Origin of the sequence: Streptomyces sp. NPDC058001, assembly GCF_042886315.1 — a bacterium.
Classification (GTDB): domain Bacteria; phylum Actinomycetota; class Actinomycetes; order Streptomycetales; family Streptomycetaceae; genus Streptomyces.
Window position 1 is genome coordinate 82,609 of the sequence record NZ_JBHVQT010000014.1, and the last position, 25,087, is coordinate 107,695.

At 70.9% G+C, this 25,087-nt stretch carries 23 protein-coding genes; 10 read left to right on the top strand and 13 right to left on the bottom strand.

The window, feature by feature from the left end; genetic code table 11:
• Positions 1-18: 18 nt before the first annotated feature.
• From ACFVT5_RS32035 to ACFVT5_RS32055, 5 genes are all read right to left on the bottom strand, one after another.
• Positions 19-903 carry a lysophospholipid acyltransferase family protein gene (locus ACFVT5_RS32035; RefSeq protein ID WP_389895211.1) on the bottom strand — a complete coding sequence of 295 codons (885 nt, stop codon included), beginning with the start codon at positions 901-903 and terminating at the stop codon, positions 19-21.
• Positions 900-1,694 carry a GNAT family N-acetyltransferase gene (locus tag ACFVT5_RS32040; RefSeq protein WP_389895213.1) on the bottom strand — a complete coding sequence of 265 codons (795 nt, stop codon included), beginning with the start codon at positions 1,692-1,694 and terminating at the stop codon, positions 900-902. Before ACFVT5_RS32040 ends, ACFVT5_RS32035 begins: the two co-directional genes overlap by 4 nt.
• A gap of 164 nt (positions 1,695-1,858) precedes the next feature.
• Positions 1,859-2,608, bottom strand: a complete 750-nt coding sequence (locus ACFVT5_RS32045; protein WP_389895215.1) for a succinate dehydrogenase/fumarate reductase iron-sulfur subunit — start codon at positions 2,606-2,608, stop codon at positions 1,859-1,861.
• Positions 2,605-4,551: a fumarate reductase/succinate dehydrogenase flavoprotein subunit gene (locus tag ACFVT5_RS32050; protein WP_389895217.1), complete on the bottom strand. Its 1,947-nt coding sequence runs from the start codon at positions 4,549-4,551 to the stop codon at positions 2,605-2,607. The genes ACFVT5_RS32045 and ACFVT5_RS32050 overlap by 4 nt, the downstream gene beginning before the upstream one ends.
• Position 4,552: 1 nt before the next feature.
• Entirely contained in the window at positions 4,553-5,260 is a 708-nt protein-coding gene (locus ACFVT5_RS32055) for a succinate dehydrogenase (RefSeq protein WP_389895219.1), read from the bottom strand.
• Positions 5,261-5,354: 94 nt separating this feature from the next.
• Here ACFVT5_RS32055 and ACFVT5_RS32060 point away from each other — a divergent pair, with 94 nt between their 5' ends.
• Positions 5,355-6,251, top strand: coding sequence for a LysR family transcriptional regulator (locus ACFVT5_RS32060; protein ID WP_389895221.1), 897 nt, complete (start codon positions 5,355-5,357; stop codon positions 6,249-6,251).
• Between the two features lie 216 nt (positions 6,252-6,467).
• On the opposite strand, the gene ACFVT5_RS32065 is transcribed toward ACFVT5_RS32060, so the two are convergent.
• From ACFVT5_RS32065 to ACFVT5_RS32075, 3 genes are all read right to left on the bottom strand, one after another.
• Positions 6,468-8,609, bottom strand: coding sequence for a putative bifunctional diguanylate cyclase/phosphodiesterase (locus ACFVT5_RS32065; protein ID WP_389895223.1), 2,142 nt, complete (start codon positions 8,607-8,609; stop codon positions 6,468-6,470).
• Positions 8,606-9,418: an SAM-dependent methyltransferase gene (locus ACFVT5_RS32070; RefSeq protein ID WP_389895225.1), complete on the bottom strand. Its 813-nt coding sequence runs from the start codon at positions 9,416-9,418 to the stop codon at positions 8,606-8,608. Before ACFVT5_RS32070 ends, ACFVT5_RS32065 begins: the two co-directional genes overlap by 4 nt.
• A 291-nt stretch (positions 9,419-9,709) precedes the next feature.
• Complete coding sequence (locus ACFVT5_RS32075) at positions 9,710-10,666, bottom strand: SCO0930 family lipoprotein (RefSeq protein WP_389895227.1); 957 nt, start codon at positions 10,664-10,666, stop codon at positions 9,710-9,712.
• 720 nt (positions 10,667-11,386) lie between these two features.
• Here ACFVT5_RS32075 and ACFVT5_RS32080 point away from each other — a divergent pair.
• The 4 genes from ACFVT5_RS32080 to ACFVT5_RS32095 all read left to right on the top strand — a co-directional run bounded on the left by ACFVT5_RS32080 (position 11,387) and on the right by ACFVT5_RS32095 (position 13,487).
• Positions 11,387-11,515, top strand: a complete 129-nt coding sequence (locus ACFVT5_RS32080; RefSeq protein ID WP_389895229.1) for a hypothetical protein — start codon at positions 11,387-11,389, stop codon at positions 11,513-11,515.
• Between the two features lie 17 nt (positions 11,516-11,532).
• On the top strand, positions 11,533-12,297 hold the full coding sequence (locus tag ACFVT5_RS32085) for a hypothetical protein (protein WP_389895231.1): 765 nt from the start codon (positions 11,533-11,535) through the stop codon (positions 12,295-12,297).
• A gap of 97 nt (positions 12,298-12,394) precedes the next feature.
• Complete coding sequence (locus tag ACFVT5_RS32090; RefSeq protein WP_389895233.1) at positions 12,395-12,706, top strand: hypothetical protein; 312 nt, start codon at positions 12,395-12,397, stop codon at positions 12,704-12,706.
• A gap of 166 nt (positions 12,707-12,872) precedes the next feature.
• Positions 12,873-13,487 (top strand): hypothetical protein, encoded by a 615-nt coding sequence (locus tag ACFVT5_RS32095; protein WP_389895235.1) that lies wholly within the window; start codon positions 12,873-12,875, stop codon positions 13,485-13,487.
• A gap of 131 nt (positions 13,488-13,618) precedes the next feature.
• Here ACFVT5_RS32095 and ACFVT5_RS32100 read toward each other — a convergent pair whose 3' ends face one another.
• Entirely contained in the window at positions 13,619-14,116 is a 498-nt protein-coding gene (locus ACFVT5_RS32100) for a hypothetical protein (protein WP_389895237.1), read from the bottom strand.
• A gap of 341 nt (positions 14,117-14,457) precedes the next feature.
• Here ACFVT5_RS32100 and ACFVT5_RS32105 point away from each other — a divergent pair, with 341 nt between their 5' ends.
• Positions 14,458-15,120: a class F sortase gene (locus ACFVT5_RS32105; RefSeq protein WP_389895238.1), complete on the top strand. Its 663-nt coding sequence runs from the start codon at positions 14,458-14,460 to the stop codon at positions 15,118-15,120.
• A 76-nt stretch (positions 15,121-15,196) separates the two neighbouring features.
• On the opposite strand, the gene ACFVT5_RS32110 is transcribed toward ACFVT5_RS32105, so the two are convergent.
• Positions 15,197-16,060 (bottom strand): polysaccharide deacetylase family protein, encoded by an 864-nt coding sequence (locus ACFVT5_RS32110; protein ID WP_389895240.1) that lies wholly within the window; start codon positions 16,058-16,060, stop codon positions 15,197-15,199.
• A gap of 91 nt (positions 16,061-16,151) precedes the next feature.
• Positions 16,152-19,457 (bottom strand): bifunctional lysylphosphatidylglycerol synthetase/lysine--tRNA ligase LysX, encoded by a 3,306-nt coding sequence (gene lysX, locus ACFVT5_RS32115; RefSeq protein ID WP_389895242.1) that lies wholly within the window; start codon positions 19,455-19,457, stop codon positions 16,152-16,154.
• A 109-nt stretch (positions 19,458-19,566) separates the two neighbouring features.
• Between lysX and ACFVT5_RS32120 the strand changes: the two genes are divergently transcribed.
• Positions 19,567-20,028: a universal stress protein gene (locus ACFVT5_RS32120; protein WP_389895244.1), complete on the top strand. Its 462-nt coding sequence runs from the start codon at positions 19,567-19,569 to the stop codon at positions 20,026-20,028.
• Here the strand turns inward: ACFVT5_RS32120 and ACFVT5_RS32125 are convergent, their stop codons facing one another.
• Complete coding sequence (locus tag ACFVT5_RS32125; protein WP_389895246.1) at positions 20,029-21,282, bottom strand: CapA family protein; 1,254 nt, start codon at positions 21,280-21,282, stop codon at positions 20,029-20,031. It lies immediately after the preceding gene.
• A gap of 695 nt (positions 21,283-21,977) precedes the next feature.
• Here ACFVT5_RS32125 and ACFVT5_RS32130 point away from each other — a divergent pair.
• A complete protein-coding gene (locus ACFVT5_RS32130) occupies positions 21,978-22,436 on the top strand; it encodes a hypothetical protein (protein ID WP_389895642.1) in 459 nt (152 codons plus the stop codon).
• A 105-nt stretch (positions 22,437-22,541) separates the two neighbouring features.
• On the top strand, positions 22,542-23,240 hold the full coding sequence (locus ACFVT5_RS32135; RefSeq protein WP_389895248.1) for an anti-sigma factor family protein: 699 nt from the start codon (positions 22,542-22,544) through the stop codon (positions 23,238-23,240).
• A gap of 15 nt (positions 23,241-23,255) precedes the next feature.
• On the opposite strand, the gene ACFVT5_RS32140 is transcribed toward ACFVT5_RS32135, so the two are convergent.
• Positions 23,256-24,116 carry an Fpg/Nei family DNA glycosylase gene (locus tag ACFVT5_RS32140; protein ID WP_389895250.1) on the bottom strand — a complete coding sequence of 287 codons (861 nt, stop codon included), beginning with the start codon at positions 24,114-24,116 and terminating at the stop codon, positions 23,256-23,258.
• A 169-nt stretch (positions 24,117-24,285) separates the two neighbouring features.
• Between ACFVT5_RS32140 and ACFVT5_RS32145 the strand changes: the two genes are divergently transcribed.
• Positions 24,286-25,086: an ABC transporter ATP-binding protein gene (locus ACFVT5_RS32145; RefSeq protein WP_389895252.1), complete on the top strand. Its 801-nt coding sequence runs from the start codon at positions 24,286-24,288 to the stop codon at positions 25,084-25,086.
• Position 25,087 lies beyond the last annotated feature (1 nt).

Sequence of the window (25,087 nt, forward strand, 5' to 3'; positions counted from 1 at the left end):
GACGCGGGTGACCTCCGGTCAGTGGACGGCGGTGGGCGCGCGTCCCGGACCCCGCAGTGGCCGGAGTCGGGGACGGCGGGCCGGGGACGGAATCCGGTTCGGGGCGGGATGCGGGGCCCGTATGCCGGTCACCGATGTCTCGGCGGCGGCCGTGAGGTCGCGCCGGTGCCCCGCGGCCGTGAGCGCGGGTCTGACCTCGACGTCGGCGACGAGTCCGCGCGCGGTCGCGACCCGCCACAGCGAGGCGCCGAGATGGTCCTCGCCGACGAACGCGGGCGCGGTGCTCAGGCTCTCGCCCTGTGCGCGGTAGGCCAGCCGGACCGGCTGCACCGGTACGCCCGCGTCAAGGGCCGCCTGGAACACGGCCCGCCGGAAGGGGCCCTGGGCCCGGCCGCACCAGGTGCTGCCCTCGGGGAAGGCGGCGACGGCCGCGCCACCCCGCAGCGCCGACGCGATCACCGCCACCGTCCCGGGCAGGGCACGCAGCCGGTCACGGTCGATGAACAGACTGCCGCCCAGCTCGGCGAGCGCCCCGGCGACCGGCCACGCCCTGATCTCCGTCTTGGCGAGCATCCGGGCGGGCCGGACCACCGCGAGCAGCGGGATGTCCAGCCACGAGATGTGGTTGGCGACGAGCAGCACACCCCCGTCCGGCACGGCGGTACCGCTGATCCGCACCCGTACCCCCATGGCACGGACCAGGGTCCGGCACCAGCGCCGCACGAGCCGGTCCCGCCGCGCGGGGGCGCAGCGGGCGACCAACGGCACCAGCGCGATCCCGGCGACCAGGACCACCAGGAACACCAGCAGCCGCAGCACGGCACGCGGTACGGCGCTGCGGAAACCGGCGGTAGCCGCGCACGCCTGCGGGGTGCAGGGTGCGCTGGGCAGCCAGACGCTCACCAGGCCGGGACGAGCGAGAGGAAGTGCCGCAGGTAGCGGGGGTTGACGCGGCGCATCGACAGCAGGACGTACAGGTCGGCGACGCCGAACTCCGGGTCGTGCGCCGCGGGGCCGCACACCCAGGCGCCGAGCCGCAGATAGCCGCGCAGCAGGGCGGGCAGCTCGGTGCGTCCCGCGGGCCGTACGACGCCCTCGTCGGTCCAGGGGCGCAGGGGCCGTACGCGGTACTCCTCGGGTGCGAGGTGCTTGTCCTGGACGCGGTCCCAGGTGGCGGCGGCGAGGGTGCCGCCGTCGGCGAGCGGTACGGAGCAGCAGCCCGCCAGCCATTCGTGGCCGCCCGCGATCATGTACCGGGCGATGCCGGCCCAGATCAGGCCGATCACGGCGCCGTCGCGGTGGTCGGGGTGCACGCAGGAGCGGCCGACCTCGACCAGGTTCGGGCGGATCGCGTCGAGCCCGGTGATGTCGAACTCGGTCTCGGAGTAGATCCGGCCGGCGTCGGCGGCGCGCTCGGGCGGCAGCAGCCGGTAGGTCCCGACGACCTGCCCGGTGACGTTGTCCCGGACCAGGAGGTGGTCGCAGTACGCGTCGAACGGGTCGATGTCGTGGCCCGGCACCGAGGTGGTGAGCAGGGCGCCCATCTCGCCGGCGAAGACGTCGTGGCGCAGCCGCTGGGCGGCCCGTACGTCGGCCTCGTCGTGGGCCAGGGTCACGGTGTAGCGGGTCTCGGTGGCTGCCGGGGGTGTGGGCGCGGGGGGCGCCGCCGGGGTGGGGAGGGTGGGGACGGTCATGGGACTCTCCTGGTCCAGGCATGAGCGGGGCACGAGCACGAGGGGCCGTGGGGAGATCGGCCTTGGTTACCGTTGTGCCGGTGTCCGCTGGCGCGGACGTGACTCAGGAGGAGCTTGGCGGTGTGGGGCTGTTGAATGGCTGGGGCGGGGCTCTTCCGGGCGAGCTAGTGGCGACCTGCCCCCCGGGCTGCTCTCAGCCATTCCCTGTTCATTGATGTGATCGAGAAGAGTGGGATGCCCTTGGGGCAGGCTGTGGCGCATTCACCGGTGAGGGTGCAGCCACCGAAGCCCTCCTCGTCCATCTGGGCGACCATGTCGAGGACCCGGGTCTCGCGTTCGGGTGCGCCCTGCGGCAGGACATTCAGATGGTTGACCTTCGCCGAGGTGAACAGCATCGCCGCACCGTTCGGGCAGGCGGCCACGCACGCGCCGCAGCCGATGCACTCGGCGTGCTCGAAGGCGAAGTCGGCGTCCGGCTTGGGTACCGCCGTGGCGTGCGCCTCGGGCGCGGCGCCGGTCGGCGCGGTGATGTAGCCGCCCGCCTGGATGATCCGGTCGAAGGCCGAGCGGTCCACGACCAGGTCCTTCACGACCGGGAACGCCGAGGCCCGCCATGGCTCGATGTCGATCGTGTCGCCGTCCCGGAAGGACCGCATGTGGAGCTGGCAGGTGGTGGTGCGTTCGGGCCCGTGGGCGTCGCCGTTGATGACGAGGCTGCACGCGCCGCAGATGCCCTCGCGGCAGTCGTGGTCGAAGGCGACGGGGTCCTCACCCGTGAGGATCAGTTCCTCGTTGAGGGTGTCGAGCATCTCCAGGAACGACATGTCGGAGGAGATGCCGTCCACCTCGTACGTGGACATCGCGCCGTCGGCGTCGGCGTTCTTCTGGCGCCAGACGCGCAGGGTGAGCTTCATGCGTAGCTCCGCTGAGTGGGGTGGACGTACTCGAAGACGAGGTCTTCCTTGTGCAGGGTGGGGGCGGCGCCGGTGCCGGTGAACTCCCAGGCCGCCGCGTACGAGAACAGGTCGTCGTGGCGTTCGGCCTCGCCGTCCGGGGTCTGGGACTCCTCGCGGAAGTGGCCGCCGCAGGACTCGGCGCGGTGCAGTGCGTCGAGGCACATCAGCTCGGCGAGTTCCAGGTAGTCGACGACACGGTTGGCCTTCTCCAGGGACTGGTTGAACTCCTCACCGGTGCCGGGGACCTTGATGCGGCGCCAGAACTCCTCGCGGATCTGCGGGATGCGCTCCAGGGCCTTGCGCAGCCCGGTCTCGCTGCGGGCCATGCCGCAGAACTCCCACATCAGCTCGCCGAGTTCGCGGTGGAAGGAGTCGGGCGTACGGTCTCCGTCGACGGCGAGGAGGAGCCGCAGGCGGTCCTCGGTGTCGGCCACGGCCTCCTGGACGGCGGGGTGTTCACCGGTGACGGCGGTGTGGTGCGGGTTGCGGGCCAGGTAGTCGTTGATGGTGGACGGCAGTACGAAGTAGCCGTCGGCGAGGCCCTGCATCAGCGCGGACGCGCCGAGCCGGTTCGCGCCGTGGTCGGAGAAGTTGGCCTCGCCGATCGCGAACAGGCCGGGCACGGTGGTCTGGAGGTCGTAGTCGACCCAGAGTCCGCCCATCGTGTAGTGCACGGCGGGGTAGATCCGCATCGGCACCTCGTACGGGTTCTCGGCGGTGATCCGCTCGTACATGTCGAAGAGGTTGCCGTACTGCTCCTCGACCTTCGCCTTGCCCAGCCGGGTGATCGCGTCCGCGAAGTCGAGGTACACGCCCTGTCCGCCGGGTCCGACGCCGCGACCCTCGTCGCAGACGTTCTTCGCGGCGCGCGATGCGATGTCGCGGGGTACGAGGTTGCCGAAGGAGGGGTAGATCCGCTCCAGGTAGTAGTCCCGCTCGTCCTCGGGGATCTGGTTCGCGGGGCGGGTGTCGCCCTTGGCCTTCGGGACCCAGATCCGGCCGTCGTTGCGCAGGGATTCACTCATCAGCGTGAGCTTGGACTGGTGGTCGCCGGTGCGTGGGATGCAGGTGGGGTGGATCTGGGTGAAGCAGGGGTTCGCGAACAGGGCGCCGCGCCGGTGCGCGCGCCACACCGCCGTCGCGTTGGAGTTCATGGCGTTGGTCGACAGGTAGAAGACGTTGCCGTAGCCGCCGGACGCGAGGACCACGGCGTCGGCGAAGTACGTGTCGATCTTCCCGGTGATCAGATCGCGGGCGACGATGCCCCGGGCCCGGCCGTCGACCACGATCAGGTCGAGCATCTCGGTGCGGGCGTGCATCTCGACGTTGCCCGCGGCGATCTGCCGTGACAGTGCCTGGTACGCGCCGAGGAGGAGCTGCTGACCCGTCTGGCCACGGGCGTAGAAGGTACGGGAGACCTGGACGCCGCCGAAGGAGCGGGTGTCGAGCAGGCCGCCGTACTCGCGGGCGAAGGGCACACCCTGGGCGACGCACTGGTCGATGATCTCGACGGAGATCTGCGCGAGGCGGTGGACGTTGGACTCGCGGGCGCGGAAGTCACCGCCCTTGACGGTGTCGTAGAACAGTCGGTGCACCGAGTCGCCGTCGTTGCGGTAGTTCTTGGCGGCGTTGATGCCGCCCTGCGCGGCGATGGAGTGGGCGCGGCGCGGGGAGTCCTGGTAGCAGAACTGGACGACGTGGTAGCCCTGTTCGGCGAGGGTCGCGCCCGCCGAGCCGCCGGCCAGACCGGTGCCGACGACGATGACGGTGTGTTTACGGCGGTTGGCCGGGTTGACCAGCTTCGCCTCGAAGCGGCGGGTGTCCCACCGCTCGTGGACGGGCCCCTGGGGCGCCTTGGCGTCGGCGATCGGCGCACCGGTCACGTACTCGGCATAGTTCATGTCAGCTCACCAATCCGGTCATGACGCCGACGGGCACGGCGACGAAGCCGGCCGTCAGCAGCAGCGCGAGGACGTTCGCGACGGTCTTCAGGGCGCGGTCCCGGCCTCGGCTGCCCGCGCCGAGGGTCTGCGCGGCGCTCCAGAACCCGTGCCGGACGTGCAGCCCGAGGGCGAGCATCGCGGCGATGTAGAAGACGTTGCCGTACCAGGTGGAGAAGGTGTCCACGACGTTCTGGTACGGGCGGCCCTGCTCGAAGCCGCCGGGGTGGGCGGTTCCGGTGGTCAGGTCGAGGATGTGCCAGACGATGAACAGGGCGAGGATGATCCCGCCCCAGCGCATGGTCCGGGTGGCATAGCTGGCGCGCGGCTTCTTGTGCACGTACTTGCTGGGGCGCGCCCTGAGGTCGCGGCGGCTGAGCTGGTACGCGGAGACGGCGTGGGCGACGACGGCGACGACGAGGACCACGCGGATGATCCACAGGGCCCACTCGTAGTGCAGCAGCGGCTCACCGATGGTGCGCAGCCAGTGGGCGTACTCGTTGAAGGAACTGGAGCCGAAGAAGATCTTCAGGTTCCCGAACATGTGGGCGACCAGGTACGCCAGCATGATCAGGCCGCTGACGGCCATCACGGTCTTCTTGCCGACGGACGAGTCCCAGAGGTGACGCGTCATGGACGGCCGTCGGTCCGTCCGCGTTGCCAGTGCCATGTCCCGCACGGTAGGCCGGGGACGCCCGATCGGTCCAAGACATGGACCGGCTCATTTCCATAGGCCCTACCTATCGTGGCTGTAAGGTGGCCGTATGCAGTTGCAGCAGCTCCAGTACTTCGTCGCGGTCGCCGAGACCCGGCACTTCACTCGGGCCGCCGAGCACGTGCATGTCGCGCAGCCCTCGCTCTCGCAGCAGATCCGATCCCTTGAGCGGGAGTTGGGGGCCGACCTCTTCCTGCGGGCCCGGGGGAACATCACGCTGACGGACGCCGGTGAGGCGCTGCTTCCGCTGGCCCGGCGGATCCTCGCCGACGCGGACACGGCCCGGCACGAAGTGCAGGAGCTGGCCCAGCTGCGGCGCGGGCGGGTCCGGCTCGGGGCCACCCCGAGCGTCTGCACGGGGCTGCTCCCCGATGTGCTGCGCGCCTTCCACGACCGGTATCCCGGCATTCAGCTCCTGATCGAGGAGGGCGGCTCGCACGATCTGGTACGGGAGTTGGCGCGCGGCGCGCTCGATCTGGCGCTCGTGGTGCTGCCGCTGCCGACGCCGTCGCCCGCGCTGACCACCGTGGAGGTGCTGCGGGAGGACCTGGTGGTGGTGTCCTCGCCCGACGCGGCGGCGCCGGGACGGGGCAGGACGGTGCGGATCTCCGACCTGGAGGGCGAGCGCCTGGTGATGTTCCGGCACGGGTACGACCTGCGGGAGCTGACCGTGGCCGCGTGCCGTGCCGAGGGCTTCGAACCGGACTTCGCCGTCGAGGGCGGTGAGATGGACGCGGTGCTCGGGTTCGTACGGGCGGGGTTGGGCGTGGCCGTGGTCCCCCGCATGGTCGCCACGCGCGCGGGACGCGGTCTGCGGGTCACGCCCCTGGCCCGCCCCGGCCTCCACCGGACCATCGCCCTGGCCCACCGCAGCGACGTGGCCCCACCACGGGCGGCACGCGAATTCCAACGCATGCTCTTGCTCTTGCAGAGGGCCGACCAGTGACCTGAGGCCCCGCTGCGCGGGGCATCGCGGGGCCGAGCCCCCTCCCCCTCACCGGCGGACGCCCGCCGTCCCGACGGACCGGAACCGGCTGCGCCGCCGCCCCAAGGCCGTCGCGGACACCGCCGGGCCCTCGCCGTCGTGGTCACTCGCCGCTGCGGCGGAAAGAGGGAGCGCCGGAGCGCTCCCCTCCACACCGCAGGGGCCGAGCCTCCTTCGTCAGCCCGTCGCGTCGGCCAGCGCCAGCTCGTGGAGGCGTTCCGGTGGGCCCGGTCGGGCGTAGTACCAGCCCTGGGCCGTGTCGCAGCCCAGGTCGCGGAGTTGTTCGGCCTGGGCTCCGGTCTCCACGCCCTCGACCGTGACCGCGAGGTCCAGGCTGTGGGCGAGCGAGACGATGCCCTCGACGATCTTCAGGTCGACCGGATCCGCGGGGAACTGCTGCATGCCCTGTGTGAAGGAGCGGTCCAGCTTGAGGACACTCACCGGGAGCCGGCGCAGATTGGCCAGGTTCGAGTACCCCGTACCGAAGTCGTCCAGGGCGATGTCGACGCCCATCTCGGCGAGCCGGCGCAACGGCTTGAGCAGATCGTCGTCGGCACCGATCAGCGCGGACTCGGTGACCTCCAGGCACAGCGCGCCGGGGGCGAGCCCGACCCGCTCCAGGATCTCGACCGTGTCGGAGACGAGCCCGGGGTGCGTGAGCTGGCACGGCGACAGGTTCACATTGATCCGCAGCGGCCCGGCGGGGTCGGTGCCGTAGCGCTCCTGCCAGAGGCACGCCTGCCGTACGGACTCCTCCAGGACCCAGCGGCCGAGCGGCACGATGAGCCCGGTGCGTTCGGCGAGCGGGATGAACCGGTCGGGCCCGAGCACCCCGTGCTGCGGATGCGACCAGCGCACCAGCGCCTCGGCCCCGCTCACACTGCCGTCGCCGAGATGCACCAGCGGCTGGTACTCGATGAAGAACTCACCGCGCTCCAGGGCCGCCGGCAGCGCCGTGGTGAGGCCGTGCCGGGTGATCGTACGGGCGTCGACCTCGGCGTCGGCCATCTCGTAGCGATTCCCGCCCGCCGACTTGGCCCGGTACATGGTGATGTCGGCGCTGCGCAGCACCTCCGCGGCGCCGCGCTCCCCGGCCGGGCCCTCCACGATGCCGATACTGCCGCGCACGGTGAGTTCCCGGCCGTCGAGCCTGATCGGTGTCGACAGGGCGTTCAGGATCCGCCCGGCGAGTTCATCGACCTCGGACGCGGTGTCCGGTCCGGTGGTGAGGGCCACGAACTCGTCGCCGCCGAGCCGGGCGACCATCTCGCCGGGTGCGGTGGCGCATGCCTGGAGGCGGTCGGCGACCTCGACCAGGAGCCGGTCCCCGATGGCGTGGCCGAGGCTGTCATTGATGGTCTTGAAACCGTCGAGGTCGAGGTAGCAGAGCCCGAAGCGCATCCCGTCGCCCCCGGACAGCGCCTTCTCCAGCCGCTCGAAGAACAGGGTCCGGTTGGGCAGCCCGGTGAGCGCGTCATGGGTGGCCTCGTAGCGCAGCCGCAGATTGAGCAGGCGCCGCTCGGTGGTGTCCTCGATGAGCGCGAGTTGGTACTGCGGCCGGCCGTCCGTGTCCCGCAGCAGGGACACCGTCAGGTTGGTCCACAGCGCGGTCCCGTCGGGGCGCTGGAACGCCTTCTCGATGCGGTAGTGCTCGCGGTCGCCGCGGATGAGTTCGTTGTAGAGCTGCCAGACCTGCGGCGGGTCGTCGGGGTGGGTCCACTCGACGATCTTGCGTCCGCGCACCGTGCGCTCACCGCCGCCGAACATCCGTACCAGCGCGTCGTTCACTTCGAGGACGGTGCCGTCGAGCGCGGCGATCCCGATCCCTATCGCGGCGCCCTCGAAGACGGCGCGGAACCGGGCCTCGCTGGCGTGCAGGGCGTCGGCCACAAAGGTGTGGGCGTTGAGCGCGGCCCGCGAGATGGCCTCCTGCTCGATAAGGGTGCGTTCGCGCAGGGCCTGGGCGAAGCCGGCCGCCGCCGCGTGCTGGAGCCGGGCGGAGCGGGCCTGCAACTCCTCCTGGGAGCCGTCGCCGCCGCAGTAGAGCACGAGATACGCCTCGACCACGTCGAGGGTGCGGCTCAGCGCCTCCGGGTCGGTGCAGTGCCCTTCGACGAGCGCGGCGCCGACGCCCTTGCCCTCGCCGGCGTCGAAGGCGCGGGCCCGCAGCGCGTCCCGCAACCGCCGTGCCAGCGGCAGCAGTTGCCCCTCCAACTCGGGGCGGGTCACCGCGGTCGCCGTCACCGGGTAGATCGCCCGGCTCCAGATGGTGGCGAACCTGCGGAGTCTGTCCTCCGGCCCGTCCGGCTCCGCGGTCACGCCTTGCGCCCCACGCCCACGAACCCGGAGGAGGAGTACGGATCCTCCTCCTCGGGAGCGGTGTCGGGTCGCCAGCGCGACATCGGCACGAGCCCGGGTTCCACCATGTCGTATCCCTCGAAGAACCGCGCGATCTCTTCGCGCGTGCGCATGATCAGTGGGTTGCGTATGTTTTTGTAGACATTGACGGTGCCCGCGGCCTGCTCCTGTTGGACCGGAATCCCCTCGTAGGCCGCGTGCGTGACGATGAACAGGCTTCCCGGTGCCAGCGCGTCCCGCAGCTCTGCGACAGCAGCGTACGGATCGTCCGCGTCCTCGACGAAGTGCAGGACCGCGACAAGGAGCAGTGCCACGGGCCGGTCGAGGTCGATCAGCCGGTCGACCTGTTCGGCCGTCAGGATCTCACGGGGCTTGCGCAGATCGCCCATGAGAACGTCAGCTTCTTCGTTTCCGTTCAGGACGGCCTGGCTGTGCGCTACGGCCACCGGGTCGTGATCGACGTAGACGACGTGGGCGCCGGGGCTCGCGGCCTGGGCGACCTCGTGGACGTTGCCGAATGTGGGGATTCCTGAGCCGATGTCCAGGAATTGGGTGACACCCTCGTCCACCGCGAACCGGACGGCACGGCGCATGAAGGCACGATTCGCCTGCATGATTTTCGGGAGCCCCGGAAGGAACTCCATGGCTTTGCGGGCCGCTTCCCTGTCGACCTCGAAGTTGTGCGAACCGCCCAGGTAGTAGTCGTAGATGCGGGACACGCTCGGCACCGAGATGTCGATGCCCGGTGGAGCCCAGGTGGGTCGGTCCATCACACTCTCCTAGGCGTAGGCGATCCGGTGTTCGAGCTGAGGCTACTGATCGCCCGCCAACGGAGCGAGCCAAAACGGAAATTGGCGGTCCGTTCTCGGTCACTGCCAGCGGCACGTGCCGATGGAACAAAGATGGGAACTACGTAAAAACAACCTGAAGCGTTCCGAAGCATTGCGAAGTCTTCCGAAGAGAACCGAAAGAGCCGGTCCGTTCCTTCCGTAGCGGTGCGGAAGGAACGGACCGGCCGGTCCGTCAGCCCGGGGCCGGGCGGTCGGGAAAACGCGTCGGGACTACTTCGTCACGCCGATCGGCTTACCGGTGGGCGAGATCGCGTACCACGTGCCGCCCACGCCCTGGCCGTTGGTGTCGCCGGGGGCCTTGTCGTTCGCGAAGGTGTAGATCGGCCAGCAGTTGACGGTCATCTGCTTGACGCCGTCGGGGCGCGTGAAGCTCATCAAGCCCTTCTTCTGGACGCCCTTGGTGTCGTTCTTGTCGACGGGTGCGACCGCCGGCCACTTCTCGATGCAGTCGCCGGTGCAGTTGGACTTGATCGGCCACGCCGAGTCCTTCATGAACCGGTAGACCGTCATCCCGTTCTTGTCGACGACGATCTCACCGAGCTTCGGATCGTTACGGGTCGACAGGCCCGGCAGGTCGGCGGCGGCCTTGGCCTTCCGGCCGTCGGGCGACGAGGCGAACCAAGTGCCGCCCACACCCTGCCCGTTGGCGTCGCCGGGAGCGGTGTCCTTCGCGTACCGGTACATCGGCCAGCCGTCGAGGGTGAGTTGCTTGGTGCCGTCGGTCCTGGTGACCTCGCCGAGCAGGGTCTTGTCGACCCCCGGGGCGGCCTCCGCGCCGTCGGCGGGCACCGCGGGCCAGGCCGTGGCGCAGTCCCCGTCACAGTTGGACTTCGGGGGCTGGGCCGTGTCCTTGTCGAATCGGTAGAGGGTGAATCCGGCGTTGTCCGTGACGACCTTGCCGAGTTCCTTGCTGTCCCAGACCGCGAGTTGACCCGCGGCCTTCGTCTTGCCCGTGGCAGCCGCCGCGTCCTTTCCGTCGGCGCCCGCACCCGCCGTGGCCGCCGCGTCGCCGCTGCCCGAGCCGTAACCACCCGCCGCCGGGGCGGCGTTGCCCACGTTCTGTCCGTTCGTGGACTGGTCGCCGCCGTTCTCCTGACCGCACGCCGTCGTCAGCGCCAGCACGGCCGCAGCTGACGCCACGAGTGAAGCGCTCCGCCAGGTCTTCATGGTGAACTCCTGCTTCCCGCTGAGGGGTTGTGCGGCGCGGAGTGCGCCGCTCGTGGCCCTAGGTACGGCCCGGGGTGGGCCCGGTGTTCAACCGGCCGCCGGATTTCTTTCCGCGCGGGTGGGCGAAGACCGGTCCCGTGCGGCGGTCCGGCGCACACCGCCGGGGTTCCGGCACGGGATCCGCGTACGCCGACTCCAAACCTCTGACCTGCCAGGTCCGCCCGTTCGGGGCATTCGCGCCCGGCCCGCGCGTACCGGGGTCACGGGTCGCCCATGCTCTGGGTCGTGTACGGATACAGACGGACCCGTTCCGCCCTTCTGATACGTGTCCTGGCGCCTCTGGCGCTCGCTTGGACGCTCGGTTCCCCCACCGTCGCCGGGGCCGTGGCCCCCGCCGACAGCTGTGCCTACGCCTCGATCGACGGCGGCGCCGGATCCGGCGGCGCGACAGCGGTCTCCGGCGACGGGGTCATCTGCTCGGCGGGTCCGGTGACGCCCCTGCCCAAGCCGCCCAAGCCGCCCAAGCCACGGCCGGGGCCCGTCCCGCCGCCCGAACCGGCGCCGCCGCCACCTCCGCCGCCTGCGCCGCCTTCCCCGCCGCCACCTCCGACGCCCCCTCCCGCTCGCCCGGCACCGCCTCCGCCGCCCCCGGCACCCGCGCCCGAGCCGCCGAAACCGTCACCGAAACCCACGCCAAAGGTCCGGCCCAGCGTGCAGCCGGTGAGCTATCCCAAGTACCGGCCCACGGCCCGTCGCACGCCGCCACGCAGCGGCCCGTCCCTGGTTTCCCTGACCCTTCTCATCACGGCGCCCGCGGTGCTCGCCGTCGCCGCGCTGCGCCCGCGCTGACCCGCTCGGAGGTTCCCATGCCGGAATGGCTTGTTCTTGTCCTGGCGATGGTCGCCGTGTGCGCCGTCGTGCTGACCGTGACCGTCCTGCACAGCCGCAGGGTCGGGGAGGACGACGACCCGTCCGAGACCCCGGACGTCATCGAGTACATCACCATGATGATCGGCGTCGTGTACGCCATCGTCCTCGGTCTGGCGATCGCCGGGGTCTGGGAGGCCCGCAGCGCCGCGCAGGACCATGTACGCGCCGAGGCGCAGGCCCTGCACGAGGTCCATGAACGGGTCCGGCCCTACCCCGTCGAGGTGCGCGACCGCATCCGGGCCGATGTCGACGCCTATGTCCGCCAGGTCGTCACGACCGAGTGGGACACGATGGTCGACCACGGCCGTCTCACCGACCGGGGCGGCGAACTGCTGGAGAAGGTCCGCCACGACGTCACCGACTACCAGCCGAAGACCGACTTCGAGGCGCAGGCGTACCAGCCGCTCCTCGACCAGGTGACGGCGGCCGACGAGGCCCGTAACGCCCGCGCGGACTCCACGGGCGCGACGATGCCGGGCGTGGTCTGGTTCGGCCTGATCACCGGAGCGCTGGTGACGATCGGCATGGTCTTCGCGCTCCAGATCAGGCGCACCGCGAGAGAGCTGCTGCTCGCGGGGATCTTCTCGGCGCTCATCGCCTTCCTGCTGTTCCTGATCTGGGACTTCGACACCCCGTACACCCGCGGGCTCTCCGCGGGCGCCGAGCCCTTCCTGATCCTTTTCCCGCACATCGGGGGCTGAGGAACACCGGGTCCAGGGGCCGGGCGCGCGGTAACAGGAGTGCGCCGGTTCCGAATACGGGAGTGCGCCGGGCGGGCGCCCGGCGCACTCTGGTGGCATGAGCTGGCACGCACCGATCGTCGTAGGACCGCCCGCCCCCGACGGCGGGCGGCGCGTCACCGTCCGCGGCGAGTCCGTCGGCGTCGCCCGAAACGACCGTGACCTGGTGGAGTTCCTGCGCCGCGCGGGACTCGGCGACGCGGACATGGCGCTGGACGACCCGCATCTCGTGGAGTGGCGCGGTGCGGCCTCGCATCTGTGGGGCGCCGGAGACCCCGCCGACACGAATGCCACCGACGCGAATTCCACCGGCATGGACGGCGAAGCCCCGGAAGGCGGTTCGGGTTCCGGACGACCGGGCGCTTCCTGAGGCGCCACGCCGTGGCCGTCCCCCGTGCGGCGCACCCGGTTGCCCCATTCGCGCGACCCCGATCGCGGTTCCGCGCACCCGTACCTAGCGTTTCGGACATCGAGGCGCATGACCGACACGAGCGGAACGGATCCGCGGCTGCTCCTCGGAGACCGGAGGATTCACCATGCGCGCGATACGCGTCGCTTCGGCCGTTGTGATGGGCGTCACGACCATAGCCCTCACCGCCCCGGCCGCTTCCGCCCTCATCACCGGGGACCACGACTCCGACCCGTTCCAGGTCGGCGCCGAGCCCCGGACGATCGCCGCGGGCGGCCGGGTCATGCTCAACGCCACCGGCTGCGAGGGCGACACCACCGTGACGGCCGGTGTCTTCGACACCGTCACCCTCCGCAAGGGCGGTCGGCCCGCGCCGGCCACCATCGACCGGGACGCACGGCAGGGCGCCTCGTACTCGGTGGCGTTCCGCTGCTCGAAAGGCTCCACCCGTAACGTCGACCTGACCATCGCTCAGGGCCGCCAGGAGGGCGAGGACCGTCAGGAGAATGGCCGCGACCGCCAGGAGAACGGGCGCGACCGTCAGGAGAACGGGCGCGACCGTGAGGAGTTCGGCCGCGAAGGCGAGCACGAGTCGCAGCGGCACGGGGTACGCGCCGGGATCGGTGGCACCGTCGCCGGGTTCGACCTCCAGAAGATCGGTCTGGGCGCCGCGCTCATCACAGGCGCGATCAGCACCTCGTACTACCTGTCGCGCCGGCGCGGGACTGACGACGAGTCCTGAACCTCCCGTCCCCGCACCCCCGCCCGCACCCCCTCCGCACATCCCTACGTGACAGCGCCTCGCCCCGGTACCACCCGGGTCCGGGGCGAAGCGCTGTCACGTGCCGGGGAACACGCCCGGGCCGGGCGCGCTCACACCCGGTTGTCGGCGCGTCGGCGCATCCAGAACACGCCGCCGCCGAGCGCCGCCGCGGCCACGAGTCCGCCGCCGATGGCCATGTCGGTGCGGGTCGCGCCGGTCTCGGTGCTGCCGCCGATGCCGCCGCGCACCCCACCGACGACGGTGAAGGCGTTGGGCCGCGTCAGCCGGCGACCGTTGCAGTCGGCGGTGATCTCGTGGGAGCCCGCGCGTGCGTCGCGGTCGATGGTGACCGTGGCCGTCGCGATGTTGTTGCCGAGCCGGCCCGTACCGCTCAGCCGGGTCCGCTGGAACGCCGGGGACTCGACGGTGCCGTTGTCGCACCCGCCGCCTTCGACGGTGACCGCGAGCTGGCCGCCCTGCGGGACCACGTTGGGCGTTGCCACGATGTTGTTCAGGTCGGTGGCCCCGCCGGCGGCGGCGGTCGGCGCGGCGAGCCCGACCGCGGCGACCGCGGCGGCCGAGACCGCCAGGGCGCGATAAGTACGCATGGGTTGTCCTCCGCGGAAGACGCCCCGGGGAACATCCCCGGTCGATCGGCGAGAACGCCTCCCAGACTGACCCTCAGTTGGCAGCTGGAGAGCCGCATGTCGAGGTTCGTCCGTACTGGTGAGAGGACACGCCGAAAGGAATGCGGGACCGCCCTCATAGCCGCAGGTCACCGACCGTCAGAAATTTCCTTGTCGTGGCGCCTCGTATGGCGCACGGCCTCGGTGCCCGCCACCCGTTCGCCGCTGCGCTGTCGCTGACTACGCGCGCTGCGTTTAGCGTTTCGGATACGCATCAAGGCGTGACCGGCCCATGTGCCGATCGTGTCGAGAGGGGATAGGGAATGTCTTCGTCCCAGCCGGCCGAAGAGGAGGAACGGCAGAGGAAGCGCGCGCCATGGGGCGTGATAGCGCTTGTTCTGCTGACTGGCCTCGCACTCATACGCAATGGATCGGGCGAGTTCGACGTGGGCCCTCCGCAGCCCGCTTCGGCGGCGGCGGCCGACACCAGGGCACCGGCCGACGGCACCGTCACTGAGCAGGAGACGCTGCCGTTCTCGGTGGCCGACCGGGTCGCCATCCCGGCCATCCAGGTGGACGCGCCGATCACACCCGTAGGACTCGACGCGGACGGCTGGGTGGACGCCCCGCCGCCCGAGGACCCGAATCTCGCCGGCTGGTTCAGCGGATCGGCGTCACCGGGCGAGAAGGGCACGGCTGTCGTCGTGGGTCATGTGGACAACAAACGGGGCCCCGCCGTGTTCTACGGTCTCGGCGCCCTCCAAAAGGGAAACAAGATCGAGGTCCGCCGCAAGGACCAGAAGATCGCGGTGTTCGAGATCTACGGCATCGAGGTCTTCCAGAAGCAGAATTTCCCGGGCGACCGTGTCTACGGAAACACCGGGCATTCCGAGCTTCGGGTCATCACGTGTGGTGGCGGATTCTCCCAGCAGAGCGGTTACGACGGAAACGTCGTGGTGTTCGCCCGCCTGGTCGACGTCCAGTGAGAGGACGTCATGACCGGGCGGGCGAAAGCCCATTTCTGATGTTTCCGCTCGGACATCTCCGCTTGGAAATCTCTGCTTAGAAATCTTTGCGCTGCGGCAGCGTCAGGTGATAGCCCTCGTCGATGAGTTTCGGCAGCCAGGTGCGCAGGGCCGCGACGGTCTGGGAGCGGTTGCCGCCCGCGTCGTGCGACAGGACGATGACCCCGGGCCCGGCGCCCCGGACGACGGCCCGGGTGATCGCTTCGGTGCCAGGGGTGTCCCAGTCGACGGTGTCCACGGTCCAGGCGAGGGGTTCCATGCCGAGGTCGGAGCCGATCTGGAAGACCGCGCGGTTCCAGGCGCCGTAGGGGGCGCGGAACCAGAGCGGGCGCTCGCGGATAGTCTTCTCGACGATGTCGCTGGTGCGGCTGATCTCGGAGCGGATCCCTGACTGGGACATCGACGTCAGCAGCGGATGGCTCCAGGTGTGATTGCCGATCACATGCCCCTCGTCGGCCATCTCCCGCAGCAGGTCGCCGTTCGAGCCGACCTTTTCCCCGCAGACGAAGAACATGGCGCGGACCTTGTAGCGGCGCAGGGTGCGCAGGATGTCCGGGGTGTACGCGGGATCGGGGCCGTCGTCGAAGGTGAGCACCATGCCGCGCCCCGCACCGTTGAGCTGCAGGATCGGCGCCTTGCGCACCTTTGGCTTGGCCGGCTTACGGCGCGGCAGGTCGTATCCGGTGAGGGGCTGGAGCCGGTAGCTGGAGGGATTCAGGGGCTTGGCGGCGTGGGAGCCGCCGGCCGGTCCGCCGGTCGGCGAGGGGCTGCCGCCCCCGAGGGGGGTGCCGGGGGTGCGTGCCGGGTCGGCGCCGAGACAGCCCGCGGTGGCCGCGAGGCCCAGGAGTGCGGCGCCGCGCAGCAGCGCCCGGCGCGCTGGTGTCGTCCGATCGTCTTTCATGAATAATCCGTCGCATGGGCCCTGAGTCGTGTGGTTCACCAACACCGGAGAGGCGCCCGAAAATACCCGATGGAACCAGTGGTGGCCGCGCTCAGCGACGACGGACGAGCGGGAACGGCAGTGTTTCACGGATCGTCAGCCCGGTGAGGAGCATCACGAGCCTGTCGACGCCGATGCCGAGTCCGCCGGTGGGCGGCATGGCGTATTCGAGGGAGTCGAGGAAGTCCTCGTCGAGTTCCATCGCCTCCGGGTCTCCCCCGGCGGCCCGCAGGGACTGCGCGGTGAGGCGGCGGCGCTGTTCGACGGGGTCGGTCAACTCGGAGTAGGCGGTGCCGAGTTCGGTGCCGAAGGCGACGAGGTCCCAGCGTTCGGCGAGGCGTGGGTCTGCGCGGTGCTGCCGGGTGAGCGGGGACACCTCGGTCGGGAAGTCCTTGTAGAAGGTGGGCGGCCCGGTCTTCTCCTCGACCAGGCGCTCGTACATCTCCAGGACGAGTTCGCCGTGTCCGACGTCCTGCGGATACGGGACGCCGGCCCGGTCGCACAGGCGGCGCAGGTCCGCCTCGGGCGTGTCGGCGTCGATCTCCTCGCCGAGCGCGTCGGACAGCGCGCCGTACACGGTCCGTACGGGCCAGGGACCGGAGATGTCGTGCTCGGTGAACCGTCCGTCGGGGCCGGCCCTGCGGATGACCGGGGAGCCGAGGGCGGCGGTGGCCGCGCCCTGGATCAGCTCGCGGGTGAGGTCGAGCATCACGTCGTAGTCGGCGAACGCCTGGTACGCCTCCAGCATCGTGAACTCGGGGTTGTGCTTGGTCGAGACACCCTCGTTGCGGAAGGTCCTGCCCAGCTCGAAGACCTTCTCCAGACCGCCGACGCACAGGCGCTTGAGGTACAGCTCGGGGGCGATCCGCAGATACAGGTCGAGGTCGTAGGCGTTGATGTGGGTGGTGAAGGGGCGGGCGTTGGCGCCGCCGTGGATCTGCTGGAGGATCGGCGTCTCGACCTCCAGATAGCCGCGCGCCACGAGCCCCTGGCGCAGCGCCTGGACGGTGGCGGAGCGGGCGCGGACCACGGCGCGGGCGTCCATTGATGTGACCAGGTCGAGGGCGCGGCGGCGCACCTTGGCCTCGGGGTCGGTCAGGCCCCGGTACTTGTCGGGCAGCGGGCGCAGGCACTTCCCTGCGAGCCACCACGAGGTGACGAACAGGGTCGGCTCACCCAGCGCGCTGGTGCCGGTCTCGCCGGTGGCGACGATGTGGTCGCCGATGTCGGTGTCCGCGGTGAAGCGGGTGAGCGCGGCATCGGAGTCCTGCCGGGTGAACGCGATCTGGAGATCCCCCGACCAGTCACGCAGTACGGCGAAGACCAGGCCGCCGAAGTCCCGTACGAGCATGACGCGGCCGGTGACGGTGGCCTGTTCGCCGGTGCGGGTGTCGGGGGCGAGGCCGGGGTGTGCGGCGCGGAGCGCGGCGAGGGTGTGGGTGCGGGGCGGCAGGTCCACCGGGTAGGGGTCGGTGCCTTCGGCGCGCAGGGTGTCGAGTTTCCGGTGCCGCAGGCGGATCTGCTCGGGCAGGGCGGCGGTCGGGTCCGTGCCGGCGGTGCCCGCGGGTTCGGCGAGGCCGGGTGCGGGCAGCGGGGGAAGGTGTGCGGTGCCCGCGGGGCGGGTGACGGGCCGGGCGTGGCCCTTGCCCCAGAGCTTGCGCAGGGACGGTACGGGGACGAACCCCTCGGCGATGCCGGAGGCCAGGCTGATCCGGGCGAGGGAGCCCGCGTCGCCGTAGCAGATGAAGCGGGGGTACCACTCGGGGTGGAACTTGGCGTTGGACCGGTACAGGGCCTCCAGTTGCCACCAGCGTGAGAAGAAGAGCAGCAGGCCGCGCCAGAGCCGCAGGATCGGTCCCGCACCGATCCGGGCGCCCTCCTCGAACACGGAGCGGAACACGGCGAAGTTGAGCGAGATCCGCCGTACGCCGAGGGACCGGGCGGCGGCGCACAGGTCGGCGACCATGAACTCCATGACACCGTTGGGGGCGGTGCGGTCGCGGCGCATCACGTCGAGGGACACACCGTCGGGGCCCCACGGCACGAAGGACAGCAGGGCGAGCAGGCGCCCTTCGGCGTCGAGGGCCTCGACCAGCAGACAGTCGCCGTCCTCGGGGTCGCCGAGCCGGTCCAGGGCCATCGAGAAGCCGCGTTCGGTCTCGGTGTCCCGCCAGGCGTCGGCCTTGTCGACGATGTCCTCCATCTCGGCGTCGGTGAGCTGGGCGTGACGGCGGATCCGGCAGCCGGCGCCGGTACGGCGGACCCGGCCGACGGCCTGTCGGGTGCCGCGCATGTCCCGGCCGTCGAGGTCGAAGTCGGCGACGTACACGATGGCCTCGTCGCCGAGTTCGAGTGCGCCGAGTCCGGCGCGCGCGTACGCCTTGGCGCCGTCCTCGGAGGCGCCCATCACGGCGGGCGCCCAGGCGTGGACGCGGGCGACGTCGAGCCAGGCGTCGATGGCGTGCGGCCATGCCTCGCGGTCGCCGACGGGGTCACCGCTGGCGAGGCAGACCCCGGCCTCGACGCGGTAGGTGACGGCGGCCTTGCCGGAGGGCGAGAAGACGACGGCCTTGTCGCGGCGCGTTGCGAAGTAGCCGAGGGAGTCCTGGGCTCCGTAGGCCCGCAGCAGGGCGCGGATGCGGGGTTCCTCGTCGCCGTGCAGGGCGGCTTCCATGCGTTGCGAGCGGAAGAGGGTCGCGGCGGCGTTCAGCAGGGCGAGCGCGCCGAACAGACCGAGGAAGAACATCAGCGCGCGGGGCGGGTGGCCGGAGAACGAGGTGCTTGAGACAAGACCGCCGCAGACCCGGTCGGCGGCCCACAGCAGCCGGTCGCCCTCGATGAGGGTGCCGGGGAACAGCTCCACGAGTCCCCAGCCCACCAGGATCGCGACGGTGAGGCCGAGCGCGAGGACGATCAGGGCCCTGAGCAGCGCGCCGCGCCGGGAGGTCGCGTAGAACTCCTTGCGGGCGGCGATCAGCAGGACGAGTCCGATGCCGCAGACGAACAGCGAGGACACGGCGTCGCCGTAGTAGCCGACGAGGATGCCGAACGCGTCGGTGGCGACGATCAGGGACAGATAGACGACGACCAGCCACCAGGCGGCCTTCTTACGGGCGCCGGTGGCGGCGGCGAGGAGCAGCAGGAAGACGGCGTACGCGAGGTTCGCGCTGACCGGCACGGTGATCGTGTCGAGGAAGTCCCGGACCGGCTCGGCCACGCGGCGCAGCGGGGCGAAGACGGCGAGCAGCGCGCAGAACAGACCGAGGGCGCCGAAGAAGATCGCGAACGCCTCGGGCACCCGGCCGAGGACGCCGTCACGGGCGCGTATCGGTCCCCGCACCTCCACGCTGGCGGTCATGTTCCCGACTCTAGGAAGGGTGGGGCCGCGCCGCCCGTCGAGCGGTGGCTCGGTTGACCCACGCGGGCCCCTGGACCGGGTAGGGGAGACGTCCGCTAGCCTCACGGCTGTGAGCGAACAGCAGCCCCATCAGTTCGAACGGGGCACCGACGGCCCCAAGGTGATCGTCGTCGGTGTGGACGGTTCGGACTCCTCCCTGCGGGCCGCGGCCTACGCGGGTGGTCTGGCGCGCCGCCAGCGGGCCCTGCTCGCGGTGGTCTATGTGCGGCCCGTGATGGCCGCGGGCGCGGCGCTGGGCGTGCCGGTCGCGGACGCGACCGACGAGATCGCCGAGGGTCTGATCCACGAGATCAGGCTGGCGACGGAGCAGGTGAAGGACATATTCGATGTGCGGTGGGAGTTCCACACCTTCCGTGGTGACCCCTACAACGGTCTGGTGACGGCCGCCGACGAGTTGAAGGCGGACGCCGTCGTGGTCGGCGCGTCCGAGCAGGCGGGGCACCGCATCGTCGGCTCGGTGGCGATCCGCCTGGTGAAGGCGGGCCGCTGGCCGGTGACGGTGGTGCCGTAACTAACGGCCCATCTTGAGACCGTCGCCGGCCGCGCCCTGGCTCAGGACGATCTCGCTGATGCGGTCGCGTACGTCCCCGGGCGCCGCGTCGGCGTCGGCGGCGAGGTTGAACACGCGTCCCTCGGTCGTGTCGAACCACGTCGGGACGAACTCCGTCTTCTTCACCACCCAGCGGGTGCCCGGCTCGGCGGGCGGCGCGAAGGTGAAGCGGCCGATGGTGCCCTGGTTGCCGCGGGATTCCCAGGCGCCCTTGTCGTTGACCATGTCACCGGCGATCTGGTCACCCATGCCATAGATGATCCAGGTGCCGTTGACCTTCTCGTACGCCTGCGGGACATGGGCGTGGGTGCCGAGGATCAGGTCGATGTCTGGGCGGCCGTCGGTCTGGGACGCCGTCAGCTCGCGGCCCATCGTGAGCTGGTCCTCGTCGGGTTCGTCCTGCCACTCGGTGCCCCAGTGCAGGGAGACGACGACCACGTCGGCGCCCGCCTTCCGGGCCGCCTGCGCGTCGGCGAGGACCTTGTCGTGGTCGATCATGTTGACCGACCAGGGCTTGTCGCCGGGCACCGCGCGGTTGGTGCTGTTGGTGTACGCGAGATGGGCGATCTTGGCGCTGCCGCCGCGCAGCCAGGTCGTCCGCTTGGACTCGGCGGCGTTCCGGGCCGAGCCCGCGTGCCGGACGCCCGCGCGGTCCAGGGCGTCCAGGGTGCGGCGGACACCGTCGATGCCGTCGTCGAGGGTGTGGTTGGACGCCGTGGAGCAGGAGTCGTAGCCGGTGGCCGCCAGGCCCGCGGCCACCTGCGGCGGGGATTTGAAGTTCGGGTAGCCGGAGTAGTCGCCGTCCGCGCCGTAGGTCGTCTCCATATGGCAGATCGCCACATCCGCCCCGGCGACGACCGATTTGACGCCTTCGAACATGGGGCGGAAGTCGTAGCCGTCGCCGTCCGCGTCGGACTCGGCCCGCCGGATGACTGAGTCGTGCGGCAGGACATCACCGGCGGCGGCGAGCGTGAACCCGCGCGGTCCCGAGGGAGCCGGCGACGCGGGGCCCGGGCCCGCCGCGCCCCGTGGGGCGTGTCCGGCGGACGGGGCGTGCCCACGCGCCGTCGGCCGCTCCCCCGGCGACGCCTGCTTCCCCGGCGGGGCATGTTCCCGCGCCGGGGGCCCGCTCTCTTGTCCGGCACAAGCCCCGGCGGCCGATCCCAGCAGAAGCACGGCCAGGGCCGTGACGGTCTGTCGTGTGCGCGTGGCCATCGGCCGTCTCCCCATCACTTCGCGTTATGCGGATTTTCAGACCTTATGAATCCATAAGCATGCAAAGGGGATGTCAAGGGGCCATGCCGCGCCGGTCACCCGATGAGACGCGGCGACCCGGGAGGGGCTCAGGAGGTGTGATGTGACGGAACTCACGTTTCGTTCGAGCCTTGTTCCGGTGCGTGACGATCATCCTCACCTCGGGGGCTATGCGTGCCCTGGGCGCCACGGAGGGTGATGGAGACCTGTATTCCGGTGCGTCTGATGCGACAGGAGGGCCTTTCGGCGGCACACGAGGCGCCCGAGCAGAGATCGAACCCCGCTCGACTCCGCCCGATCCGGTGCGAGTTGGGCACCCGGGTGGCCGGATTTCGCCGGGGGTGGTTCGGGCTTCGCGGTCACATTCCGCCACCGACGGCCGTAATGTGAGGGCTCGGTCGGCCGGGTACCGGGTCTCCCAAGCCCCACGGACCACAGCAATGACCTGCCGTCCCACGGGTGAACGGCCCCGGAGGGCGCGGGCGAAAGCACACAGTCAAGTTGAGCAAAGCCGGACCCATCACCGTGTCTCACGGTGAAGGCTCGTCGTCGGGACCCGGCGAAGGGTCCCGGAGGGGCGCGTACGTCCGAAAGAAGGTGGAGCGGTGCTGCCCGACAAAGCGAACGGTACGAGTGGCCACGAGCTGGTGGTCCCCATGGCCTGGCTCTACGCCGAGTACATCGCGGACGAAGTGCTCCGCACCGGCGACCTCGTCCCGTCCAGCACGCTCGAATTCCGGGCCGGCCGCCAGACGCTGGCCCTCACCGCCTATCTGTCGGACCTGAAGAACGAACTCTCCGGTATCCGTGTCGTCTCGCAGTTCGACGAGTGGCTGTCGCTCACGGCGTACGGGCATCCGTGGCAGGAGTGGGTGCGCGAGCGATTCGCGAGCCTCACCGAGGACGAGCGCGAGCGGGGCTCGGTCAATCCGGATCTGCGGCTCGCCCGTGCCGCCTGGCAGTGGCTGGAGCACACCGAACTGCTCGCCACCGATCTGGACACGGGGCTGCACTGGCACCGGAGCGGACTGTCCGTCGACGAGAGCGAACAGGTGTGGATCCCGGCCTGGCAGCTCGGGGTGCCGCTCGGACACCTGGCGATCCACCTCTTCTGACCCACGCACCTCTTCTTTGCCGTGAATTCGCACGGGCCTTGAGCAGATCCAGAAGCTGTTCCGTATTCGAGTGCGGCACACAGACTTCGATTCCGAGGATCGCCCATGAGCCCGCAGCAGCGGCACCGGGACGTCGCCGCCTATGCGCTCGGCGTCCTGGAACCGGCCGACACCTTCCGCTTCGAGGAACACCTCGCGGACTGCGTCCTGTGCGCGGTCCGGCTGACCGACTTCGCGCGGGTCGCCTCGGTGCTCTCCCCCTACGCCGGACCCCGGGCCACCGAGCCGCTGCCGCTGGGGCACCCTTCGGCCGACCTCCTCGACCGACTGCTCGACGAGGTCGCGGCGTTAAGGGCACGGCTGCGGGGCAAACGGCTGCGGCTGATCGCGGTCGCCGCCGCGCTGATCATCGCCGCCCCGGCCGGAGCGGTCGCCCTTCAGGGGACCGCTGACCCGGCGGGCGTGTCCACGGTGTCCGAGACCTCGGGGACCGTGACCGACCCGGCGACCGGGGTGACCGCCGCCGTGTCCCTGGTCGACCGGGCCTGGGGCACGGACATCGGGCTGCGGCTGGGGCGCGTGGCCGGGCCGCAGATCTGCGAACTGGTGGCGGTGGGCAGGGACGGCAGCGAAGAGACCGTGACGACCTGGTCCGTGCCGGTCGGCGGCTACGGCAACCCGGGTGTCGAGGGCCATGAGGCACCGCTGATCACGCGGGGTGCCACCTCACTCGCGCGCGCCGACATCGACCACTTCGTGATCCGCACGACCAGCGGCCGACACCTGGTCACCGTCGACCGGTGAGACACATCCCGGCCCCTACTTCAGCAGGCGTGACATCCGCCGGTCCGCCAGCGGCTTGCCGCCCGTCTGGCATGTCGGGCAGTACTGGAGGGACGAGTCGCTGAAGGACACCTCACGGATGGTGTCGCCGCACACGGGACACGGTTCGCCCGCACGGCCGTGCACCCGCAGCCCGCTCTTCTTCTCCGCCTTGAGCCGCCCGGCGGCGACCCCCTGGGACCGCGCCACCGCTTCGGTGAGCGTCGTGCGCGTCGCCTCGTACAGGGTGTGGAGTTCGTCGGGGGTGAGCGACGAGGCCAGCTTGAACGGGGACATCTTCGCGGCGTGCAGGATCTCGTCGCTGTAGGCGTTGCCGATACCCGCGATCAGGCTCTGGTCGCGCAGCGCGCCCTTGAGCTGTCGTCGCTCACCGTCGAGGAGCCGGGTGAACGCCGCCTCGTCGAAGGTGTCGTCCAGCGGATCGGGACCGAGCCGGGCGACGCCCGGAACCTCGGCCGGGTCCCGCACCACGTACACGGCCAGCCGCTTCTGCGTACCCGCCTCCGTGAGGTCGAAGCCCTCCCCGGTCTCCAGGGCGACCCGCAGGGCGAGCGGGCCCTTGCCGGGGCGCGGCGGCCCGTCGGGCAGCCGGTCCTTCCAGTGCAGCCAGCCCGCGCGGGCGAGATGCGTGACCAGGTGCAGTCCGCCGGCGTCGAGGTCCAGGAACTTTCCGTACCGGCCGATGCGGACGACCTCGCGCCCTTCGAGTGCGGTCGGCGGCGGGTCGTACGTCTTCAGCACACTGATGGCGACGGGCAGCACCCGCACGATCTCGTGGCCGACCAGATGCTCGGTCAGGAAGCCCCTGAGCGCTTCGACCTCGGGCAGTTCAGGCATACCCCCAGCGTCACACGGCCGTTCCCCGGACGCCCTTCGGAGGTGTAGCAGGCTCCACCCCGCATACGGGACCCTGCGGGATCGTCCCGCCCCACCCCCCGTACCTAGCGTTTCTCCTGCCGGAACCACGGCCGCGACCACGGCCGGAACCACGGGAGGAACACCAGCCATGACACCAGTACGGCGTGGAGCGGTCGCGCGTTTCGCGGGCGACGGGCGGGCCGCTGACGGGGCGCCGCCGGACGGGGTCGCGCTGCGGATGCGGTCCGTGACCAAGACCTACGGCAAGGGCGCCGGCGCGGTCACCGCGCTCAGGGAGGTCTCGCTCGATGTGCCGGCCGGGTCCTTCACCGCCGTGATGGGCCCCTCGGGCTCCGGCAAGAGCACCTTCCTGCACTGTCTCGCCGGGATCGACCGGCCCACGTCGGGTCAGGTCTTCCTCGGCGGCACCGAACTGTCCGGGCTGGTGGAGGCTGCGCTGACGGCGGCCCGGCGGGAGCGGATCGGGTATGTCTTCCAGGCGTACAACCTGCTGTCGGCGCTGTCCGTGCGGCAGAACGTGACCCTGGTCCCCCGGCTCGCGGGCACGCCCGTGGACGAGTCCTGGCTGACGGAGATCTTCGACCGGGTCGGGATGCGCGAGCACATCGACCGCAGGCCGCATCAGCTCTCCGGGGGCCAGCAGCAGCGCGTGGCCATCGCCCGCGCCCTGGTCACCCGCCCCGACGCGCTGCTCGCCGACGAACCGACCGGCGCCCTGGACACCCGTACGGGGCAGGAGGTCCTGCGGCTGTTCCGGCACCTCGTCGACGAGGTGGGCCAGACCGTCCTGATGGTCACCCATGACCCGGTCGCCGCCTCCTACGCCGACTCCGTCGTGTTCCTCGCGGACGGGCGTATCGCAGGACGTCTCGAACGGCCGACGCCCGAGCAGATCGCCGACCGTATGACGCACCTCGGTGAGTGGTGAG

Excerpts from the sequence above, each read along its gene's own strand:
- ACFVT5_RS32040 (WP_389895213.1), bottom strand. The coding sequence starts at position 1,694 with ATGACCGTCCCCACCCTCCCCACCCCGGCGGCGCCCCCCGCGCCCACA.
- ACFVT5_RS32045 (WP_389895215.1), bottom strand. The coding sequence starts at position 2,608 with ATGAAGCTCACCCTGCGCGTCTGGCGCCAGAAGAACGCCGACGCCGAC.
- ACFVT5_RS32050 (WP_389895217.1), bottom strand. The coding sequence starts at position 4,551 with ATGAACTATGCCGAGTACGTGACCGGTGCGCCGATCGCCGACGCCAAG.
- ACFVT5_RS32055 (WP_389895219.1), bottom strand. The coding sequence starts at position 5,260 with ATGGCACTGGCAACGCGGACGGACCGACGGCCGTCCATGACGCGTCAC.
- ACFVT5_RS32060 (WP_389895221.1), top strand. The coding sequence starts at position 5,355 with ATGCAGTTGCAGCAGCTCCAGTACTTCGTCGCGGTCGCCGAGACCCGG.
- ACFVT5_RS32070 (WP_389895225.1), bottom strand. The coding sequence starts at position 9,418 with ATGGACCGACCCACCTGGGCTCCACCGGGCATCGACATCTCGGTGCCG.
- ACFVT5_RS32075 (WP_389895227.1), bottom strand. The coding sequence starts at position 10,666 with ATGAAGACCTGGCGGAGCGCTTCACTCGTGGCGTCAGCTGCGGCCGTG.
- ACFVT5_RS32085 (WP_389895231.1), top strand. The coding sequence starts at position 11,533 with ATGCCGGAATGGCTTGTTCTTGTCCTGGCGATGGTCGCCGTGTGCGCC.
- ACFVT5_RS32090 (WP_389895233.1), top strand. The coding sequence starts at position 12,395 with ATGAGCTGGCACGCACCGATCGTCGTAGGACCGCCCGCCCCCGACGGC.
- ACFVT5_RS32095 (WP_389895235.1), top strand. The coding sequence starts at position 12,873 with ATGCGCGCGATACGCGTCGCTTCGGCCGTTGTGATGGGCGTCACGACC.
- ACFVT5_RS32100 (WP_389895237.1), bottom strand. The coding sequence starts at position 14,116 with ATGCGTACTTATCGCGCCCTGGCGGTCTCGGCCGCCGCGGTCGCCGCG.
- ACFVT5_RS32105 (WP_389895238.1), top strand. The coding sequence starts at position 14,458 with ATGTCTTCGTCCCAGCCGGCCGAAGAGGAGGAACGGCAGAGGAAGCGC.
- ACFVT5_RS32110 (WP_389895240.1), bottom strand. The coding sequence starts at position 16,060 with ATGAAAGACGATCGGACGACACCAGCGCGCCGGGCGCTGCTGCGCGGC.
- lysX (WP_389895242.1), bottom strand. The coding sequence starts at position 19,457 with ATGACCGCCAGCGTGGAGGTGCGGGGACCGATACGCGCCCGTGACGGC.
- ACFVT5_RS32125 (WP_389895246.1), bottom strand. The coding sequence starts at position 21,282 with ATGGCCACGCGCACACGACAGACCGTCACGGCCCTGGCCGTGCTTCTG.
- ACFVT5_RS32130 (WP_389895642.1), top strand. The coding sequence starts at position 21,978 with ATGGCCTGGCTCTACGCCGAGTACATCGCGGACGAAGTGCTCCGCACC.
- ACFVT5_RS32135 (WP_389895248.1), top strand. The coding sequence starts at position 22,542 with ATGAGCCCGCAGCAGCGGCACCGGGACGTCGCCGCCTATGCGCTCGGC.
- ACFVT5_RS32140 (WP_389895250.1), bottom strand. The coding sequence starts at position 24,116 with ATGCCTGAACTGCCCGAGGTCGAAGCGCTCAGGGGCTTCCTGACCGAG.
- ACFVT5_RS32145 (WP_389895252.1), top strand. The coding sequence starts at position 24,286 with ATGACACCAGTACGGCGTGGAGCGGTCGCGCGTTTCGCGGGCGACGGG.